Here is a 17056-nt window from a genome sequence, read left to right on the forward strand (position 1 = left end):
GGTCACCGGCCCGTCGTCGTCTCCCGGCGCGGCGGCGTCGAGCGTCGGGTCCGTGCTCGGCCCGCTGTCAGTCGTGTCCGGCGAGCGTGGTGAGAGCCTTCGCCCACAGGGCGTGGGCGCGCTCCGCACGGTCGGCCGACTCGATGTTCTCCTCGACGACACGCACCTGGGTGCCCGCGTCGTCCGCCTCGAGCGTGATCGTGATGTCGTGGTAGTTCTCCGGCACGTCGGGCAGGTCCATCGACGGGGAGAAGTGCGTGAACCGCATTCGGTGGGGGCGGTCCACCTCGAGGACCGTCCCCCAGTCCGCGAACTCGCGGCCCATGTAGTGGCCCTCGAACGTCACCGGGCTGCCCGGCCGGTAGTCCGTCTCGACGTTCATGCCGAGCATCCATCGCGCGCTCGGGTGCACCATCTCGGACCACACGACCGACGGCGGTCGGGCGACGTGGACCTCGGCGGTCGTGGAATGGGGGGACATGCGAACCTCCTGGGGGGACGGGGCCTGGAGCGACCGTAGACCGTCACGCCGCGCCCGGCAGCCCGGGAAGCCGTGCGACGCACCGCCCGCCCGCGTAGGTTCGGGCGCGTGACCCGACTCGTCCTCGTCCACGGACGCGACAACCAGGGCCTCGACGCCGAGGAGCTGGAACGCACGTGGCGCACCGTCCTCGGCGCCGGGCTCGCCGCCGCGGGCACCCCGCGCACGATCACCGACGACGACGCGACGTTCGTCTACTACGGCGACACCCTCGCCGCCCTGGCGCGCGGCGACGGCACCCCGCCCCCGGTGACCGTGCACACCGTCCCCGGGACGCGCGGGGACACGCTCCACGTCGACTCCCGCAGGATCGCCGCCCTGCCCGACGAGGAACGGGAGTTCGTCGAGTCCGTGACCAGCGAGGTGCTGCGCGCCGCCGGGGTCGACGCCGCCCGGCTGGGCGCGGAGGCCGACGAGCTCGCCGCGCTCGGCGCGGGTGCGCTCGCGGAGCCCGGTGGGTGGGTCAACGTCCTGCTGTCCGCGCTCGACCGGTACGTGCCCGGCCTGAGCAGCGGCGTGCTCCTGCTCCTCGTGCGCGACGTCTGGACGTACCTCCACGACCCGGACGTGCGCGCGACGCTCGACGACGCCCTCGCGGAGGCGATGCCGACGGACGAGCCCGCGGTCGTCGTCGCGCACTCCCTGGGCTCGGTCCTCGCGTACTCCGTGCTGCGCGAGCACCGCCGGGCGTGCGACTGGGACGTCCCCCTGTTCCTCACCCTCGGCTCGCCCCTCGCGATCACCGCGATCCGCGACGCGCTCGCCGCTCGTTCCCCGCTGCGCGTGCCGGTCGAGGTGGACCGGTGGGTCGCCGTCCGGGACCGCCGTGACGCCCTCGCGCTCCACGGCCTCGGCCCGACGGCGTTCCCCCTCGCGCCGGGCTCGCCCCCGATCGAGGAGCTCGACGTCGACAACCCCGCGCCCGGCCGCCACGCCGCCGCCGTCCTCGTCGGCGACGGGCGCGTCCCCGCGGGCTACCTCGCCGTCCCGGAGGTCGCCGCCCTCCTGCCGAGGTAGAACCGTGGTCATCCTGCGAGAGGGGGTGGGCGGCTGTGCCGGGTCTACCATCCGCGTCCTCGTTCCTCGGCCGCTCCCGCCAGACCCGCCACGACCCGGCGCAGCCGCCCACCCCCTCTCGCTCCAGTGATCCTCGCCATCCGGCTCGCGAACCTTCGTTCTACCTCGGGTGACCACGGTTCTACCTCGGCAGACCTCGGTACTACCTCGGGGCGAGGGCCGTGCGGATGTCGGCGGCGAAGGTGTCGACGTCGGCGGGGGTGGTGTCCCAGGCGCACATCCAGCGGACCTCGACACGCTCCGGGGTCTCGCCCGGGCCCCAGTCGTAGAAGCGGTGCGTCGCGCGCAGGCGGTGCACGACGTCGCGGGGCAGGGTCGCGAAGACCGCGTTGACCTGGGTGGGTTGCGTGAAGGCGAGGCCCGGGACGTCGGCCAGTCCCGCGCGCAGGCGGGTGGCCATCGCGTTGGCGTGGCGGGCGTTGCGGAGCCACAGCTCGTCGGCGTCGGTCATCTCGTCGACCTCGGCCACGACGTCGCCGACCGGCTCGAAGAGCGCGAGGAGCTGGGCGGAGACGTAGCGCATCTTCGACGCGAGCTGCATGGTCGCCTTGCGGACGAACTCGACGCCGTCGACGGCGGACGGGTCGAGCACGACGACGGCCTCACCGAGCGCGAGCCCGTTCTTCGTGCCGCCGAACGACAGCACGTCGACGCCGGCGTCCGTGGTGAGCGCCCGCAGGGGGACGTCGAGCGCGGCGGCCGCGTTCGCGAGGCGCGACCCGTCCAGGTGCACGCGCATGCCGTGGGAGTGCGCGGCGTCGGCCAGCGCCCGGACCTCGGCAGGGTCGTAGAGGGTGCCGAGCTCGGTCGACTGCGTGAGGGACACGACGAGCGGCTGGGCGCGGTGCGGGTCGCCGAGGTCGGCGGCGAACCGCTCCACGGCCTCGGGCGTGAGCTTCGCGTCGGGCGCGGGGACGGCGAGCACCTTGACGCCGCCGACCCGCTCGGGGGCGCCGTTCTCGTCGGTGTTCAGGTGCGCGTGCTCCGTCGCGACGACGGCGCCCCACCGCGGCAGCATCGCCATGAGCGACACGACGTTCGCGCCCGTCCCGGTGAGCACCGGGTAGGCCGTCGCGTCGGGACCGAACCGGGCACGCACGGCGTCCTGGAGGCGCACCGTCCAGGGGTCCTCGCCGTAGGCGACCTCGTGGCCGGCGCTCGCGGCGGCGAGCGCGGCGAGGACGTCGGGGTGTGCCGGGGCGTAGTTGTCGGAGGCGAACGACGCGGTCTGGTTCACGCACCCAGGGTAGGCGTGGCGCGCGAGCGGAACGGTGCGGGCCTAGCGTCGAGTCGACGCCGACATCGGCGTCGGCCACCCCAGGAGGTGCTGTGATGACCACGATCCCCGACCCGGGTGCCGTGCCCGACGAGCCGAACTTCTCCGGGCTGCCGCCTGACGAGCGGGACACGTTCGGCAACGAGGCCGAGCCGACCGACCCTGCGGGGCCGACCGAGCCGGCGAACCCGGCCGGCCCCGGGCCGACCGATCCCGACCGTCCTGCGGAGCCGACCGTCGAGCCGCCGAAGTCCCCCGGGCCGCCGCCGGACCCGTCCACGCCCCCGCACGAGCCGGGGCCGGCCGAGCCGGTGCCGGGGGAGCCGCGGCCGAGCGACCCCGTCCCGGACGAGCCGGGCTGGCCGAGGACGCCCGGTCCGCCGCCCGGGCCCGACGGCCCGACGCGCGGCTGAGCCCGCGGGTCACAGGAGTCGACGCGATCCCGGGTGGGTGACGCGGAGCCAGCGGTACCCGTACCCGTCCAGCCGGACCTCGGCCGTGCCGTCCTCGGCGGGCTCGACGTCGTCGCGGTCGAGCAGGTCGACGAGGCGTGCGTCGTCGGGCAGGTCGCCGAGCGCGAGCGGCACGACGGCCGGGTCGGGCGACAGGTTGTGCAGCGTCACCATGGACGCGTCCTGCCACGTCGTGCGCAGCGCGACGACGGACGCGTGCGGCTGGTCGAGCACCTCCGGGTCGCCCCACCCGAGCTCGGGGCACTCGCGGTAGCGGTGCGCGAGCAACCGGACGAAGGACAGCAGCGAGTCGGGGTCGCGCCGCTGGTCGGCGACGTTGACGTGCTCGGGTGCGTACCCGTCGTCGGGCAGCGGGGCCGCGAGCCGCCGCCCGGCCGCCCGCGAGAAGCCTCCGTGGGCGCCCGACGTCCACTGCATGGGCGTGCGGACGGCGAGGCGGCCGGGGACGTCGAGGTTCTCACCCATGCCGATCTCCTCGCCGTAGAACAGGACGGGGGTGCCGGGCAGGGCGAACAGCAGCGAGTAGACCATCCGGATGCGGCGCGGGTCGCCGCCCAGCATCGGGGGCAGCCGACGGCGCAGCCCGCGCCCGTAGAGCTGCATCTCCTCCTCGGGCCCGAACGCCGCGAACACCTCGGCACGCTCGTCCTCGGAGAGCTTGTCGAGCGTGAGCTCGTCGTGGTTGCGCACGAACGTGGCCCACTGCGTGTCGTGCGGGATCGGCGGGCGGGCGCGCAGGGACGCGGCGAGCGGGCCGGCGTCGTGCCGTGCGAGCGACAGGTACATCGCCTGCATGGCGTTGAAGTCGAACTGCAGGGTCAGCTCGGTGCTCGTGGGGCCGCCCGCGTCGCCGTCGCCGGGGGCCTCGTCGCCGAAGTACCGTGCCTGCTCCTCGTAGGGCAGGTTGACCTCGCCCATGAGGATCGCGTCGCCCGAGCGTCGGCCGACGAACGCGCGCAGGAGGCGCAGCAGGTCGTGCGGGTCGTCGATCTCGTCCCCCGGGGCGGCTGCGGCGTCGGTGAGCGCGTACGGGACGGCGTCGACGCGGAAGCCGGAGATGCCGAGCTCGAGCCAGAACCCGATGGTCTTGGCGATGGCGTCGCGCACGTGCGGGTTCGCCGTGTTGAGGTCGGGCTGGTGACGGTAGAACCGGTGGCGGTACCACTCGCCGGTCTTCTCGTCGAGCGTCCAGATGCCGTCCTCCTGGTCGGGGAAGACCACCTGGTCCTTCGTGGGCGGCGGCTCGTCCGCGCGCCAGACGTAGTAGTCGCGGAACGGGTCGTCCGCGGACCGTCGCGCGGACCGGAACCACGGGTGCTGGTCCGACGTGTGGTTGATGACGAGGTCGACGATGACGCGGATGCCGCGGTCCCGCGCGGTGCGGACCAGCTCGACGACGTCGCCCAGGTCGCCCAGCCGCGGGTCGACGCCGAGGAAGTCGGTGATGTCGTAGCCGTCGTCGCGCTCCGCCGTCGGGTAGAACGGCATGAGCCACAGGCAGGTGACGCCGAGGTCGGCGAGGTGGTCGATGCGCTGGACGAGGCCGGGGAAGTCGCCGACGCCGTCGTCGTCCCAGTCCATGAACGTCTCGACGTCGAGGCAGTAGACGACGGCGTTCTTCCACCACAGGTCGCCGGTGTCGCGGATCCTCACGCCGCACCCCCCTCGGCCGACGTGCCGAAGGCATCCCGGAGCGCGGGGAGCAGCGTGGTGCCCGCCGCGTCGAGGAACGGGTCCTGGTCCTTGCCCACGTGGTGCACGTACACCGCGTCGAACCCGCACGCGACCATCTCGGCGACGCGGTCGGCGAGCCGCTGCGCGTCGTGCTCGACGAGCACCGTGCCCCGCACCTCGTCCGGTCGCACGAGGTCGGCGACGGCGTCGAACTGCTCGGGCGTCTCCAGGTGCCAGCTCACGCTCGGGGGGAGGAGGTTCGACCGCCACTGGTCGTGCGCGACGGCGAACGCGGCCTCGTCGTCGTCGGCCCACGCCACGTGGATCTGCAGCGCGAGGTCCCCGCGCCCGCCCGCGTCGCGGTACTCGCCGACGACGCGACGCAGCGACTCGACCGGCTGGTTGACGGTGACCAGGCCGTCCGCCCAGTCGGCGTGTCGGCGTGCCGTCGCCGCGGTGACCGCGGGCCCGACGAGCCGGGGCGTCTCGTCCGGCAGCGACCACACGCGCGCCCGGTCGACGGTGACGAGCCCGTGGTGCGTCACCTCCTCGCCCGCGAGCAGGGCGCGGATGACGTGGACGCACTCGCGCAGCCGGTCGTCGCGCTCGGCCTTGGTGGGCCAGCGGTCGCCCGTGACGTGCTCGTTCATCGCCTCGCCCGAGCCCAGCGCGGCCCAGAAGCGGCCCGGGAACATGGAGCCGAGCGTCGCGATGGCCTGCGCGACGACCACCGGGTGGTACCGCTGGCCGGGCGCGTTGACGACGCCGAACGACAGGTCCGTCGACGCGAGCGCCGCGCCGAGCCACGACCACGCGAAGCCCGACTCGCCCTGGCGGGCGCTCCACGGCGCGAGGTGGTCGGAGCACATCGCGGCGTCGAAGCCGACCTCCTGCGCCCGGCGTGCCGCGGCGAGGAGCGGTCCGGGCGGGACCTGCTCGTGAGAGGCGTGGAATCCGATCATGACCATGGCCGACAGTGAACCGGGGGTCGGGCGTCCTCGCGCGTCGAGGGGCAGCACGGGCACCTACGCTGGGCGGGTGCGCCTGCTGACCTGGACGTTCGTCGTCTACCTCGTCGCCGTCGGCGTCGTGACGCTGTGGCCGTCGCCGCAGTCCACCGACGCCCCCGGCTGGGCGACGGCGACGCTCGCGTTCCTGCGCGGGCTCGGCATCCCCATGACCCTGCCCGTGCTGGAGGCGTCCGCGAACGTCGTGATGTTCGGTCCGTTCGGCGTGCTCGGCGTGCCCCTGCTGCGCGGTACCGCGGCCCGACGGCGCGGCGTCGCCCCGGGCGTGTGGCGCGCCGTCGGGCTCGTCACCCTCGCCGGGTGCGTCCTCTCGACCGCGATCGAGCTCACGCAGAACCTCCTGCCCGGCCGCGTCCCCACCGTCCAGGACGTCGTGCTCAACACCCTCGGCGCGCTCCTCGGGGCGCTCGCGGTCGGAGCGGCGACCGTGCTCCTGGCGCGGCGCCGTCGGGCCGCGCGGGACTAAGCTGGGTCGGCGGCCGGTGCGAGCGTGGCGGCGAGGACCTGCCACCCCTCGTCGGCGCGGACCCACAGGCGTGTGTAGACCAGCCGTGCGGAGACCGGGGTGCCGCCCTGGACCGCGTCCACGGCGGCCACCAGCCGGGTCACTCCGCTCGCGTCGTCCTCGCGGACGTCGAGCGACTCCACCTCCAGGCGGGTGATCCGCAGCGCACCGGAGCGGTGGCTCTCGAGGTCGTCCTCCCGGGAGAAGACGGAGCCGTCCGGGCCGACGCCGACGCACCGCGGATGCAGCAGCGCTTCCAGCGCGTCGACGTCGCCCGTGCGCTGGGCGTCCTGGAGCGCGTGCTCGGCAGCGAGAAGGCTCATCGGCCGAGTCTACGGACGGGCAGGTCGGGTGCGCCTACGCGGGCGGGGTGCCGGTGCGGCGCAGGTAGCGGCGGTCGTCGTTGGCGAAGGCGTAGTAGTAGCCGACGAGCAGGCCGCCGCCGATGAAGTTGCCGGCGAGCACGACGACGAGGTTGCCGAGCGCGGGCCACACGTCGATGCCGTGGCTGAGGCCGACGATGGTGAAGAGCGCGGTGTTGGCGACGGAGTGCTCGAACCCGTCGAACGCGAAGACGAACACGCTGACGACCATGACGAGCACCTTGGTGACGTCCTGCGTGATGAGGCCGTTGTACACGAGGAGCATCGCGACGTTGATCATGAAGTTGCACAGGACGGCGCGGACGAAGAGGTCGGACCAGCCGGCGAGCCCTTCGCCGAGATAGGCGAGCTTGTGGTCGACGGCGTGCTGCATCTGGTCGCCGACGGCGCCGTCGCCCAGGGTCGAGGCGAGCACCCCGAGGGCGATCGCGAGCCCGCCGAGGGCGTTGCCGAGGTAGCACAGGCCGAGGACGCGCAGGCCGCGCAGGCGGGTGATGCGCCGGTGGTAGCGCCCCACGGACACGATCATCATGTTCGACGTCAGCAGCTCGGACTTGCTGTAGTAGATGAAGACGAGCGCGAAGCCGAACACGAACGCGCCGACCATGGTGCCGATGCCGGTGAGGCTGCCGTCGCCGATCCCGGCGAACATCGCGACGACCGAGTAGTTCGTGATGTACATGACGCCGATGAGGGCGCCGGCCATGGCGGAGCGCATGAGGAAGACGTGGGCGAGCCCGCCGCTCATCGTCGACTTCGTCTCCAGGGCGTCCAGCACCGTGGAGATGAACTGCTTGCCCGGGAAGAGGTGACCCTGGTCGGCCATGGGCCTACGCTCCCACGTGCGGGGGCCCGTGTCCCGGGACGTCGGTCACTCGCCGACCTGACCGTCGACGTACAGCCACCGCCCGTCCTCCCGGACGAACCGGCTGACCTCGTGGAGCCGGCCCCGGTCGGTGCGGTCCGTGCGGGAGCGGTGGTGCGCGACGAACTCGACCACGCCCGCGTCGTCGAACGGCCCGCCCGCCTCGGTGCGGACGACGTCGAGCCGTCGCCACTCGACGTCGTCGTCGAGGTCGAGCGTCCCCGGCCGGGTCGACGCGTGCCACGTCGCGAGCAGGTAGTCGGCGTCGCCGACGGCGAACGCGCTGTACCGGGACCGCATGAGCGCCTCCGCGGTGGGCGCACCCGCGCCACCCGCACCGTCGCCGCGCAGGGCGGCGTGGTGCCGTCCGCAGCACGCGCCGTAGGTGTCGCCGGTCCCGCAGGGGCAGCGTGCGTCGTCGGGCAGGTGCGGGGTCCCCGTGGCGCCGTCCATGGCGCGAGCGTAGGCGCCGCGGCCCGCGACCCCGCGGCGGCCACGCGGACGTGGCCCGCCCGGCGTACCGGACGGGCCACGACCACGCGCTCAGGAGAGCGACGTCAGGAGGTGGGCTCCCACGGGCCCCAGCGGTCGCCGGGCTCCTGGTTCCGGGTCCACCACTTCGCGGTGTACTCGGTGCCCTCGTGGGTCACGGTGTCGCCGCGCACGTACACGCGGGTCGGCACCCACTTCCCCACGCCGTCCGAGTCGACCCCGGCGATCTCCTCCCACGAGCCCCACGGGGTGGACCCGGGCGTCTCGCCCCGCGTCCACCACTGCGCCCGCCAGACGGCGCCGCCGTACGTCACCGTCGACCCGGCCTGGTAGGTGGCCTTCTTCGACCACGCGGGCGGCTCGTCGTACGTGGGCTGCGCCTGCGGGTTGAACTCGTCGACCAGGACGGACTTCGCCGCGTTGGTGATCGGGTCGTCGAGCAGGAGGACGTCGAGGCCCTTCTGGATGTCGTTCGAGATGATCGCGCCGTTGTACCAGTACGCCGACCACGAGCCGCCGAGGATGAGGCGCTCCGTCGACAGCGGCCCACGGTCGAACCACGCGATCTCGACCGGGTTCGCCGAGTCCGTGAAGTCCCACACGGAGATGCCGCCCTGGTACCAGGCCTGGACCATGATGTCCCGGCCGGGCACGGGGATGAGCGAGCCGTTGTGCGCGACGCAGTTCTCCGTCGGCGCCTGCTCGCGGCTGATCTTGTAGTAGCTCTTGAACACGAGCTCGCCGTCGACGATGTCGTAGATCGCGTCGGCGCCCTTCTCGGGACCGACCGTCGCGTTGCAGGTCGGGCCGCCGCCGCCGCCGAGCTCGTCGGTGAAGACGACCTTGGTGCCCGCGTTGTTGAACGTCGCCGAGTGCCAGAACGCGAAGTTCTCCGTGTCCCGCACCACCTCGGTGACGACCGGGTTCGCGCGGTCCGTGATGTCCATGAGGATGCCGTCACCCATGCACGCGCCCGCCGCGATGTCCTTCGACGGGTACGTCGTGATGTCGTGGCAGCCCGACGTCTCGCGCGAGTAGTTGCCCGAGGGGTTGCCGCCGTCGGGGAACAGCACGGGCGTCGACACGACGGCCGCCGCGGCGGGGTCGTCGACGGGCACCTGCACCACGCTGATGAGGTCGAGCGGGGGCTGGCAGTCGGGGAACGACGCGCTCGGGCTGTACGACGACACGTACACGAACAGGTCCTCGCCGTCCTTGCTCGGCGCGAGGGAGTGCGTGTGGGAGCCGCACTGCGTCTCGACCGCCGCGACGTACGACGGCGACGTCGGGTCGGAGATGTCGAAGACCTTGATGCCCTCCCACGACTCCTTGATCGTGGCGCTCTGCGCGACGTTGTCGCAGGTGTCGTTGCTGCGGGAGGAGTCGGTGCTGAGCACGAGGAGGTCGCCGTGCACGGAGATGTCGTTCTGCGACCCCGGGCACACGACCTGGGCGACCTGCACCGGCGCGGTCGGGTCCGCGACGTCGTACACGGTGAACCCGCCGTAGTTGCCGGCGAACGCGTAGCGGCCCTGGAACGCGAGGTCGGAGCTGTACTGGCCCTCGGGCGTGAACGCGCCGTTCTTCGGGATGTTCGCGACGAGGGTGAGGTTGGGGCTGCCGGCGATCTCCCCGGGCGCGAGGACGTCGGTGTCCACGGCGAGGGGTGCGAGGCGCTGGGCGGGGAGGTCGGCGACGGCCTCCGTGCCCTCCTCGACGAGGTCGGCGACCTCCGCGGGAGAGCCGTCGGACGGTTCCGCGGCCGCCGTGGTGGCCAGGGCGAGGGAGGAGGCCGCGAGGGTGGCGGCGAGGGACGAGGCGAGCAGGACCCGGCGTCTGCGGCGGGTCGTGGGCCTGTGCGTCGTTCGATGCACGGGGAAACACCTCCTTGGTAGGGTTCTCCGCATTCTGTCGGGAAGATGTGATATGGACCACAGGTGACGGCAGATTGGCGACAACCTTTTACACGGAGGGAACAGTGCGGGTGCAGAGTTTTCCCGTCGGTAACGTGGCCCGGCCCGCGCGCGCACGCGCCCTGACCTGCGTCGTCGTCCTCGCCGTGCTGGGCACCGCCGCCTGCACCGGCGACCCCGAGCCCGTCGTCAACCCGTCGAGCGTCGTCCTCCAACCCGGCCGCCCCGGCGACGACACGAGCACGACGGCGCCGGAGGACTTCGCCGGCCCCCTCGCCACGGGGGAGTGGAACCAGGCCGACGTCACCTTCGTCACGAGCATGATCACCCACCACCTCCAGGCCCTCGACATGGCCGCCCTCGCGCCCGACCGCGTCGCCTCGCCCGAGGTCGCCACCCTCGCCGAACGCATCACCGCCGCCCAGGGACCCGAGATCCACGGCCTCGCCGCCTGGCTCGCCGAGCGCGACCTGCCCGTGCCCGCCGAGGCCGAACAGCTCGACGGCACCGGCCCGCGCGTCCCCGCCACCGGCCACACCCACGACCACGACGGCATGGCTGGCATGCTCAGCGACGCGCAGATGCAGGCGCTCGAGGACGCCACCGGCGCCGACTTCGACCGGCTGTTCCTCGAAGGGATGATCCAGCACCACCAGGGCGCGCTCGACATGGCCGACGTCGTCCTCGTCGACGGCCAGGACACCTACGCCCTCGAGATCGCCGCCGACACCGCCGCCGGGCAGAGCGCCGAGATCGGACGCATGCAGGGCCTGCTCGACGCGCTCTGAGCCCGCCCCCGTCCTCAGCCCCGAGCGTGCCCGTCGCCCGCGGCGCCCGCTCACCCGGTCGCCTCGCTCGTGGGGCGCGAGAGCCCCGAGGCCTCCTTGAACGACGCCGTGAACGCCGCGCGCGACGCGCCGTCGTCCAGGGACGTGCTCGCCGCCGCGAGCCGCTCCGCCTCGGCCGGGTCCACGCCGTCCTCGACGAGCGCCGCGAGCAGCAGGTCGTGCCCGCGCGCCGCGAGGACGAGCTGTTCCGCGTGGCCCTCGGCCGCCGCGGCGTCGACCGCGACCCGCACGGTCCCGTCCAGGCTCACGAGATAGCTGCCCGCCACCGAGAGCAGCGGGGTCGTGACCACCGCCTGCCCCGTCGTCCGGGCCAGCAGCCCGGCCGCGCCCATGAGCGCCGTGACCCGCGTCGCGTACCGGGCGTGCTCCTTCTCCGCGCTCTCCAGCGCCGCCCGTTCCACCGCCCCCGCCACGAACCCCGCGTCCGACATCGCGGCAGCGTGCGCGCGCGCGAACGCGTCCGCCACCGACGCGGCGTCGCCGCGCGACCGCACCGCACCGCCCGGCGCGAGCACCGCACCCAGCGCCGCGTCGTGGTGCGCCACCAGCGCGTGCTCCCACCGCGCCACGCCCGTGTCGTCGCTCGTCGTCACCGCCAGCACACGGGCGACGTCCTGCGGGTCGAGCAGCGGCAGCGTCCGCCCCCCGACGCCCGGGAACACGGCGTCCGGCGCCTCCGCCGCCACGGTGTACGTGCCCACCGCGGTGAAGTCGTCCATCCGGTTCACGTTGACGTCGAACGCGTCGACGTACGGCACGAACGCGTCCGTCAGGTGCTCCCGGGCCTGGCCCGAGAGCGTCCCCGCGAGCAGACCGTCCGGCAGGTCCGACGCCGCCCGGGACAGCACCAGCGCCGCACCGGCCTGCGCCGTCGCGTCCTGCTCGCCGTGCAGGACCGCGGAGCGCAGCACGTCCGTCACCGCCGCGCCGTCGTCCGCCCAGCCGAACGCCTGCGCCGTGCCGAACCACGTCGCCGACCGCGCGGCACCCAGCGCGTCGTCGCCCTCGCCCGACAGGTAGCGCCACGACAGCTCCGGCGACGCCGCGAGGCCGTCCAGCGCCACCACCGTGAGGTCGCGCGTGTCCCGCTCGTACGGCAGCGTCGCCAGCACGTCGGGCGAGCGTCCGACGTCGCGCCGCACCTCCTCCAGCCGCGTCACCGCGCCCAGGTGGACGCCGGGCGCGACCCGCGGTGCCGCCAGCAGGAGTGCCGCCGTCGCCGCCCACCCCGTCGGGATCGTGTCCACGCCCAGGTCGTCGACGACGCGGCGCCCCCACTCCTCCTGCTCGTCGGCGGTCAGCGACGCCGTCCACGGCCCCAGCGCGTCGCGGACCGCCACCGCGACACGACCCTCCGGCGTCGTCGCGTCGAGCACCTGCCCGTCCGTCGCGAGCGTGCCGCCCTCGCCCAGCAGCACGTACAGGTCCGCCGGGGCGGTCCGGTCCATCAGCACGTCCCAGAACGCCGGGTCGTCGCCCGCGGCCTCGACCAGCGCGGCGAGCTCGGCCGTCGCGGCGTCCCGCGCCGGGCCGCGCACGCTCCGGTCGGCCACCGCATCGACGAGACGCGCCGCGGCCAGGGCCGTCGCGCCCGACGACTGGAACGAGGCCAGCAGACCGCCCGCCGCGACCCACGCGCCGACGGCCGCCACGTCGAGCAGCGGCTCCACACGTGCCGCGGCAGCCACCGCCGCCGCGCGCTTCGCGTCGCACGCCCGCCACCAGTCGTCCTCGGCGCGACGCACGTCCTCCCGCGCCGCCTCGGCGTTCGCCCGCGCCCGCTGCACCCGTGCCGCCGCGTCCGGGTCGACCGCCCCGAACGGGTCCCCCGACGCGTCCAGACGTGCCACGCCCTCCGCCGTGACCCACCGGTCCATCTCCGCGAGCGCCGCGCACCGGCGCGCGACGGCCGCGTCCGCGTCGCCCTGGCGGAGCGCGAGGTCGTCCGCGAACCCCGCGAGGGCCAGCCCCGCGGCGTCGAGCAGCGCCCCGTGCGCGCGGGCGCGCGCAACGGCGTCGTCGACCCGGCCGACCGCCAGCGTCACCGCGGTCCCGCGCTGGCTCGCGAGCGCGTCCCGCACCGGCGCGAGCTCGTCGCACGCCACCGCGAGCGCCTCCCGCACCCGGGCGTAAGCGGCGACCGACGCCCGGACCTCGTCCGGGTTCCCCGTGAGCGCCTCGAACGGCACGTCGGCCACCGCTCACACCGCCCGGGCGTGCCGGGGACCGACGTCGGCCGTCCTCGGCACGAGCACCGCGGCGAGCGCGTGCACCGTGCGGGACTCCGCGCCGTCGAACAGCCCGGACGCCTCCCGCAGCGCCGCGGCCAGCGCGTCCAGGTCCGCCAGGAGGGCACGGTGCGCCGGGGCCCACGTGCGTCCGAGCTCGCCGACCGCGGCCCCGAGCGTCACGTCGCCCGTCGCCGCCGACGGGTCGCCCGCCGGACCCGCGACCGCGAGGAGCGCGCCCGCCGCAGCCGCGGTCCGCGCGGCCGCCAGCGCCAGAGCGTCCGGGTCGACCTCGACCACCGCCATCGTGTCCCCCTGCCCCTGCTCCTGTCCTCGCAGCGGGCGTCGAGCCCGCGTCGCGGCGACCGTAGCAGCGGGACGCGCGGTGCAGGCCGTCGTCCACAGGGGGCTGGCGCGCGAGAACGGGGTTGCTGTCGTTCTCCGGTGGAGAACGACAGCAACCCCGTGGTCGGCGGCTACCGGGACGGCTGCGTCAGCAGGTCGTCGCCGGGTAGGCGGCGGTCTTCACCGTCTGGATGCCGGTGCCGTCGACGTTCTTGTACGCGGTGAGCGTGGCCTCGCCCGCCGCGAGGTCGGCCGTCGCCGGGATGGTGTGCTTCACCGTCTTCCCCGCGGGGATCTTCGAGAACTTGTAGCCGCCCGCCGGGCTCGTGACGCGCACGTCGATCGAGACGGTGTCGGTGTTCGTGATCTCGACCGTGAGCTCGGCCTTCGTGGCCTTGCACGCGGGCGTCGCCGTCCCGGAGAACAGCACCGCGGTCGCACCGGGCCCCGCCCCGATCGTCCCCGCCGCCTCCGACTGGTCGAACGACGGCGACCCGTACGTCGCGAACCATCCGCGCGCCGTCTCCAGGTCGTCGGTGAAGCCGCGCGACAGCAGCAGGAGGAGGCGGGCCTTGATGGCGGTGAGGTCGCCGCCCGCGATGATCCCGTTCCCCGAGCCGTACGACGAGCCCGAGCCGGTGCGCGTCGTCGAGACGAACCACACGCCCTCGCCGATCGCGGCCGAGCGGGCCTGGCTCATCGCGCGGGAGATGCCGCCCGCACCCGTGCCCGCGGTGACGATGCCCTGGACACCCGCGTCCGCGAACGCGGTCACGGCCTCGCCCCCGGCCTCCTGGTAGGACATGAGGATCTCGGTGCGCGGCAGCTCGGCGGGAGCGACGTCGGACAGGTCGAACGGCGTGAACCAGTCCTCGGTGTCGCACGTCGTGACGCGCGCGGGCGCACGGCCCAGCGTGACGTTGTCGCCGTCGATCCACCCCAGCACGCCGTACTCGCGCGACTGGAACGTGTCCGTGCGGTACGAGTTCGACTTGGTGACGTCGCGCGCCGCCTGGATCTCGTCGTTGAGCATGAGGACGGTGCCGAAGCAGAACGTCTGCTGCGACGCCGCGACCTTGATCGCGTTGTACAGGTTCGCGGGCGCGTCGGTGCCGAACACCAGGTCCTCCGCCGGGCTGTCGGCGGCGCCCCACGGACGCATCGAGCCCGTCGTCACGACCGGCTTGCGCGACTGGACGGTGAGGTCGAGCCAGTAGGCGAACTCCTCCTGCGTGTCCGTGCCCGTGGTCACGACGACGGCGTCCGCCGTCTCGAGCTGCTTCTCCACCTCGAGGGTCAGCGCGTGGAACTGCGCGATCGAGTAGCCGGACGACCCGGCGTTGCCGAACTGCACGGACGTGACGTCGGCGACGGCGTCGAGCTCGGGCCGCAGCGCGTCGAGCATGTCCTCCATGAGGTACGAGCCGGACCGGTAGGACGTGAACGTCTCACGGCCCGTGGCCTTGCCGGAGATGGTGCCGCCGGTGCCGACGACGACCACCTTCGGCTTGTCGGTCGTGGCGTTCGCCGTCGCCGTGGCGTACCGGGCGGACGTGATGCCGAGCGGGTTGGTCGCGACCCCGGCCGCGAGCACGGGTGCCTGGGCGCCCTCCGCCCGGGCGGCGGCCGTGGTGGCGCGCGAGTCGGCGACGGCGTAGGCGACGGTCGCGACGAGCGCGGCGAACGCCAGCGCGACGGCGAGCACGAGCGCGACGACGCGCCCGGACAGCGTCAAGGTGAAGGTTCTCAAGGGGGTGGCCTTCCGTGGGGGATGTGGCACGGCCGACGCTAAGGAGCGCGTGTTGCCTGGTGATTGCCTGGACGTAAGAAGTACGCACGTGCAGGAACCTCGGGGAAACCACCCGGACGAACGGTTGACCCGACGCCGCGCCGGCACGAGCCTGGGAGGGGCGCCGGCACCCGCCCGGCGCGGCAAGGAGCGGTCATGGACGACCGGACCGAGGCGCTGCGCCGCGCCGACGAGCACGCCCTCGCCTGGCTCGACTCCCTCGCCACTCGACCCGTGCCCCCGCGGGCGAGCGTCGAGGACGTCGTCGCCGCGCTCGGCACCGACCTGCCCGACGCCCCGACGCCCGCCCCCGACGTCGTCGACCTCCTCGCGACCGCGTGCGAACCGGGGCTCACCGCCATGCCGTCCGGCCGCTTCTACGGCATGGTCATCGGCGGCAGCCACCCCGCCGCGCTCGCCGCCGACCGGCTCACCAGCGCCTGGGACCAGAACTGCGCCCTGCGCACCGTCACCCCCGCGCACACCGCCGTCGAGGACGTCACGAGCGCGTGGCTGCTCGACCTGCTCGGCCTGCCGCCCACCGGCGCCGTCGGGTTCGTCACCGGCGCCACCACCGCCAACTTCACGGCGCTCGCCGCCGCGCGGACCGAGGTGCTGCGGCGCGCCGGCTGGGACGTGCGGGCCGACGGCCTCACCGGGGCGCCGCGCGTGCGCGTGCTCGTCGGTGCCGAGCGGCACGAGTCGGTCGACCTCGCCCTGTCCTACCTCGGCCTCGGCACCCCCGAGGTCGTGCCCGCCGACGACCAGGGCCGGATCTCGGCCTCCGCGCTCGCGGACGCGCTCGACCGCTCGCCCGACCCGGGCGCCGGCCGCCTCGCGGGTCGCCACGCCGACCCGGGACGTGCCGCCGACGACCCGGTGCCGACGATCGTCGTCCTCCAGGCGGGCAACGTGCACTCGGGCGCGTTCGACCCCTTCGGCGCGGTGGTCGACGTCGCGCACCGCCACGGCGCGTGGGTGCACGTCGACGGCGCGTTCGGGCTGTTCGCCGCCGCGTCACCGGCGTACCGGCACCTCGTCGCGGGGTACGAGGCCGCGGACTCCTGGGCCACCGACGCGCACAAGACCCTCAACGTGCCCTACGACTGCGGTCTCGCGATCGTCGCGGACCCCGCCCCGCTGCGCGCCGCGATGGGGATGCACGGCGACTACCTCATCCAGAGCGACGCGGGCGACCCGCTCGACAAGGTGCCCGAGCTCTCGCGCCGGGGCCGCGCGTTCGCGGTCTGGGCGGTGCTGCGCGCGCTCGGCCGCCACGGCGTCGCCGACCTCGTCGACGGCTTCTGCCGGCACGCCGCCGCGTTCGCCGACGGCGTCCGGGGGATCGACGGCGCCGAGGTGCTTCACGACGTCGTGTTCACCCAGGTGTGTGCGACGTTCGGCGACGACGACCGCACGCGCGACGTCGTGCGCCGCGTCCTCGACGACGGCACCGCGTGGATGTCCGGCTCGCGCTGGCACGACCGAGCCGTCCTGCGCGTCTCCGTGAGCAGCTGGGCCACGACCGACGACGACGTGCGCGTCAGCCTCGACGCGCTGCGCCGCGCCGCGTCGGCCACCTGACGCACGGCCCGCGCGTCGGCCACCCGCCCGCTCCG

At 74.3% G+C, this 17056-nt stretch carries 16 protein-coding genes; 5 read left to right on the plus strand and 11 right to left on the minus strand.

Features of this window, described 5'->3' with window-relative positions; all coding sequences use genetic code 11:
• Positions 1-67: 67 nt before the first annotated feature.
• Positions 68-481, minus strand: a complete 414-nt coding sequence (locus tag LGQ04_RS05485; RefSeq protein WP_229242691.1) for an SRPBCC family protein — start codon at positions 479-481, stop codon at positions 68-70.
• A gap of 108 nt (positions 482-589) precedes the next feature.
• Between LGQ04_RS05485 and LGQ04_RS05490 the strand changes: the two genes are divergently transcribed.
• Positions 590-1558, plus strand: coding sequence for a hypothetical protein (locus LGQ04_RS05490; protein ID WP_229242692.1), 969 nt, complete (start codon positions 590-592; stop codon positions 1556-1558).
• A 202-nt stretch (positions 1559-1760) separates the two neighbouring features.
• Here the strand turns inward: LGQ04_RS05490 and LGQ04_RS05495 are convergent, their stop codons facing one another.
• Positions 1761-2855, minus strand: a complete 1095-nt coding sequence (locus LGQ04_RS05495; protein WP_229242693.1) for a threonine aldolase family protein — start codon at positions 2853-2855, stop codon at positions 1761-1763.
• 95 nt (positions 2856-2950) lie between these two features.
• On the opposite strand from LGQ04_RS05495, the gene LGQ04_RS05500 reads away from it, so the two are divergent.
• Positions 2951-3307, plus strand: coding sequence for a hypothetical protein (locus tag LGQ04_RS05500; protein WP_229242694.1), 357 nt, complete (start codon positions 2951-2953; stop codon positions 3305-3307).
• Between the two features lie 9 nt (positions 3308-3316).
• Here LGQ04_RS05500 and LGQ04_RS05505 read toward each other — a convergent pair whose 3' ends face one another.
• Both LGQ04_RS05505 and LGQ04_RS05510 read right to left on the minus strand, forming a co-directional pair.
• A complete protein-coding gene (locus tag LGQ04_RS05505) occupies positions 3317-5020 on the minus strand; it encodes an alpha-amylase family protein (protein ID WP_229242695.1) in 1704 nt (567 codons plus the stop codon).
• Positions 5017-6009, minus strand: a complete 993-nt coding sequence (locus LGQ04_RS05510) for a TIGR03885 family FMN-dependent LLM class oxidoreductase (protein WP_229242696.1) — start codon at positions 6007-6009, stop codon at positions 5017-5019. Before LGQ04_RS05510 ends, LGQ04_RS05505 begins: the two co-directional genes overlap by 4 nt.
• A gap of 70 nt (positions 6010-6079) precedes the next feature.
• Between LGQ04_RS05510 and LGQ04_RS05515 the strand changes: the two genes are divergently transcribed.
• Complete coding sequence (locus tag LGQ04_RS05515; protein WP_229242697.1) at positions 6080-6535, plus strand: VanZ family protein; 456 nt, start codon at positions 6080-6082, stop codon at positions 6533-6535.
• Here the strand turns inward: LGQ04_RS05515 and LGQ04_RS05520 are convergent.
• From LGQ04_RS05520 to LGQ04_RS05535, 4 genes are all read right to left on the minus strand, one after another.
• Positions 6532-6897, minus strand: a complete 366-nt coding sequence (locus LGQ04_RS05520) for a nuclear transport factor 2 family protein (RefSeq protein WP_229242698.1) — start codon at positions 6895-6897, stop codon at positions 6532-6534. The two genes, LGQ04_RS05515 and LGQ04_RS05520, sit on opposite strands and share 4 nt — an antisense overlap.
• A 34-nt stretch (positions 6898-6931) precedes the next feature.
• Complete coding sequence (locus LGQ04_RS05525) at positions 6932-7783, minus strand: formate/nitrite transporter family protein (protein ID WP_229242699.1); 852 nt, start codon at positions 7781-7783, stop codon at positions 6932-6934.
• Positions 7784-7828: 45 nt separating this feature from the next.
• Complete coding sequence (locus LGQ04_RS05530; protein ID WP_229242700.1) at positions 7829-8275, minus strand: YchJ family protein; 447 nt, start codon at positions 8273-8275, stop codon at positions 7829-7831.
• Between the two features lie 104 nt (positions 8276-8379).
• Positions 8380-10188, minus strand: a complete 1809-nt coding sequence (locus tag LGQ04_RS05535) for a carbohydrate-binding protein (protein ID WP_229242701.1) — start codon at positions 10186-10188, stop codon at positions 8380-8382.
• A gap of 134 nt (positions 10189-10322) precedes the next feature.
• Between LGQ04_RS05535 and LGQ04_RS05540 the strand changes: the two genes are divergently transcribed.
• On the plus strand, positions 10323-11015 hold the full coding sequence (locus LGQ04_RS05540) for a DUF305 domain-containing protein (RefSeq protein ID WP_229242702.1): 693 nt from the start codon (positions 10323-10325) through the stop codon (positions 11013-11015).
• A 50-nt stretch (positions 11016-11065) separates the two neighbouring features.
• On the opposite strand, the gene LGQ04_RS05545 is transcribed toward LGQ04_RS05540, so the two are convergent.
• From LGQ04_RS05545 to LGQ04_RS05555, 3 genes are all read right to left on the minus strand, one after another.
• The gene (locus LGQ04_RS05545) at positions 11066-13273 is read right to left on the minus strand and encodes a hypothetical protein (RefSeq protein ID WP_229242703.1); all 2208 of its coding nucleotides are present in this window, start codon (positions 13271-13273) and stop codon (positions 11066-11068) included.
• Positions 13274-13276: 3 nt separating this feature from the next.
• Positions 13277-13609: a hypothetical protein gene (locus LGQ04_RS05550; RefSeq protein WP_229242704.1), complete on the minus strand. Its 333-nt coding sequence runs from the start codon at positions 13607-13609 to the stop codon at positions 13277-13279.
• Between the two features lie 187 nt (positions 13610-13796).
• Positions 13797-15398: an asparaginase gene (locus LGQ04_RS05555; protein ID WP_229242705.1), complete on the minus strand. Its 1602-nt coding sequence runs from the start codon at positions 15396-15398 to the stop codon at positions 13797-13799.
• 195 nt (positions 15399-15593) lie between these two features.
• Here LGQ04_RS05555 and LGQ04_RS05560 point away from each other — a divergent pair, with 195 nt between their 5' ends.
• Positions 15594-17021, plus strand: a complete 1428-nt coding sequence (locus LGQ04_RS05560; protein ID WP_229242706.1) for a pyridoxal phosphate-dependent decarboxylase family protein — start codon at positions 15594-15596, stop codon at positions 17019-17021.
• Positions 17022-17056 lie beyond the last annotated feature (35 nt).

The sequence above is a fragment of the Cellulosimicrobium marinum genome (assembly GCF_020551945.1).
GTDB classification, from domain to species: Bacteria; Actinomycetota; Actinomycetes; order Actinomycetales; family Cellulomonadaceae; genus Cellulosimicrobium; species Cellulosimicrobium marinum.

Bases quoted from the DNA above. Each gene is read 5' to 3' on its own strand.
- LGQ04_RS05485 (WP_229242691.1), bottom strand. From the start codon at position 481: ATGTCCCCCCATTCCACGACCGCCGAGGTCCACGTCGCCCGACCGCCG.
- LGQ04_RS05500 (WP_229242694.1), top strand. From the start codon at position 2,951: ATGACCACGATCCCCGACCCGGGTGCCGTGCCCGACGAGCCGAACTTC.
- LGQ04_RS05510 (WP_229242696.1), bottom strand. From the start codon at position 6,009: ATGGTCATGATCGGATTCCACGCCTCTCACGAGCAGGTCCCGCCCGGA.
- LGQ04_RS05520 (WP_229242698.1), bottom strand. From the start codon at position 6,897: ATGAGCCTTCTCGCTGCCGAGCACGCGCTCCAGGACGCCCAGCGCACG.
- LGQ04_RS05525 (WP_229242699.1), bottom strand. From the start codon at position 7,783: ATGGCCGACCAGGGTCACCTCTTCCCGGGCAAGCAGTTCATCTCCACG.
- LGQ04_RS05530 (WP_229242700.1), bottom strand. From the start codon at position 8,275: ATGGACGGCGCCACGGGGACCCCGCACCTGCCCGACGACGCACGCTGC.
- LGQ04_RS05550 (WP_229242704.1), bottom strand. From the start codon at position 13,609: ATGGCGGTGGTCGAGGTCGACCCGGACGCTCTGGCGCTGGCGGCCGCG.
- LGQ04_RS05560 (WP_229242706.1), top strand. From the start codon at position 15,594: ATGGACGACCGGACCGAGGCGCTGCGCCGCGCCGACGAGCACGCCCTC.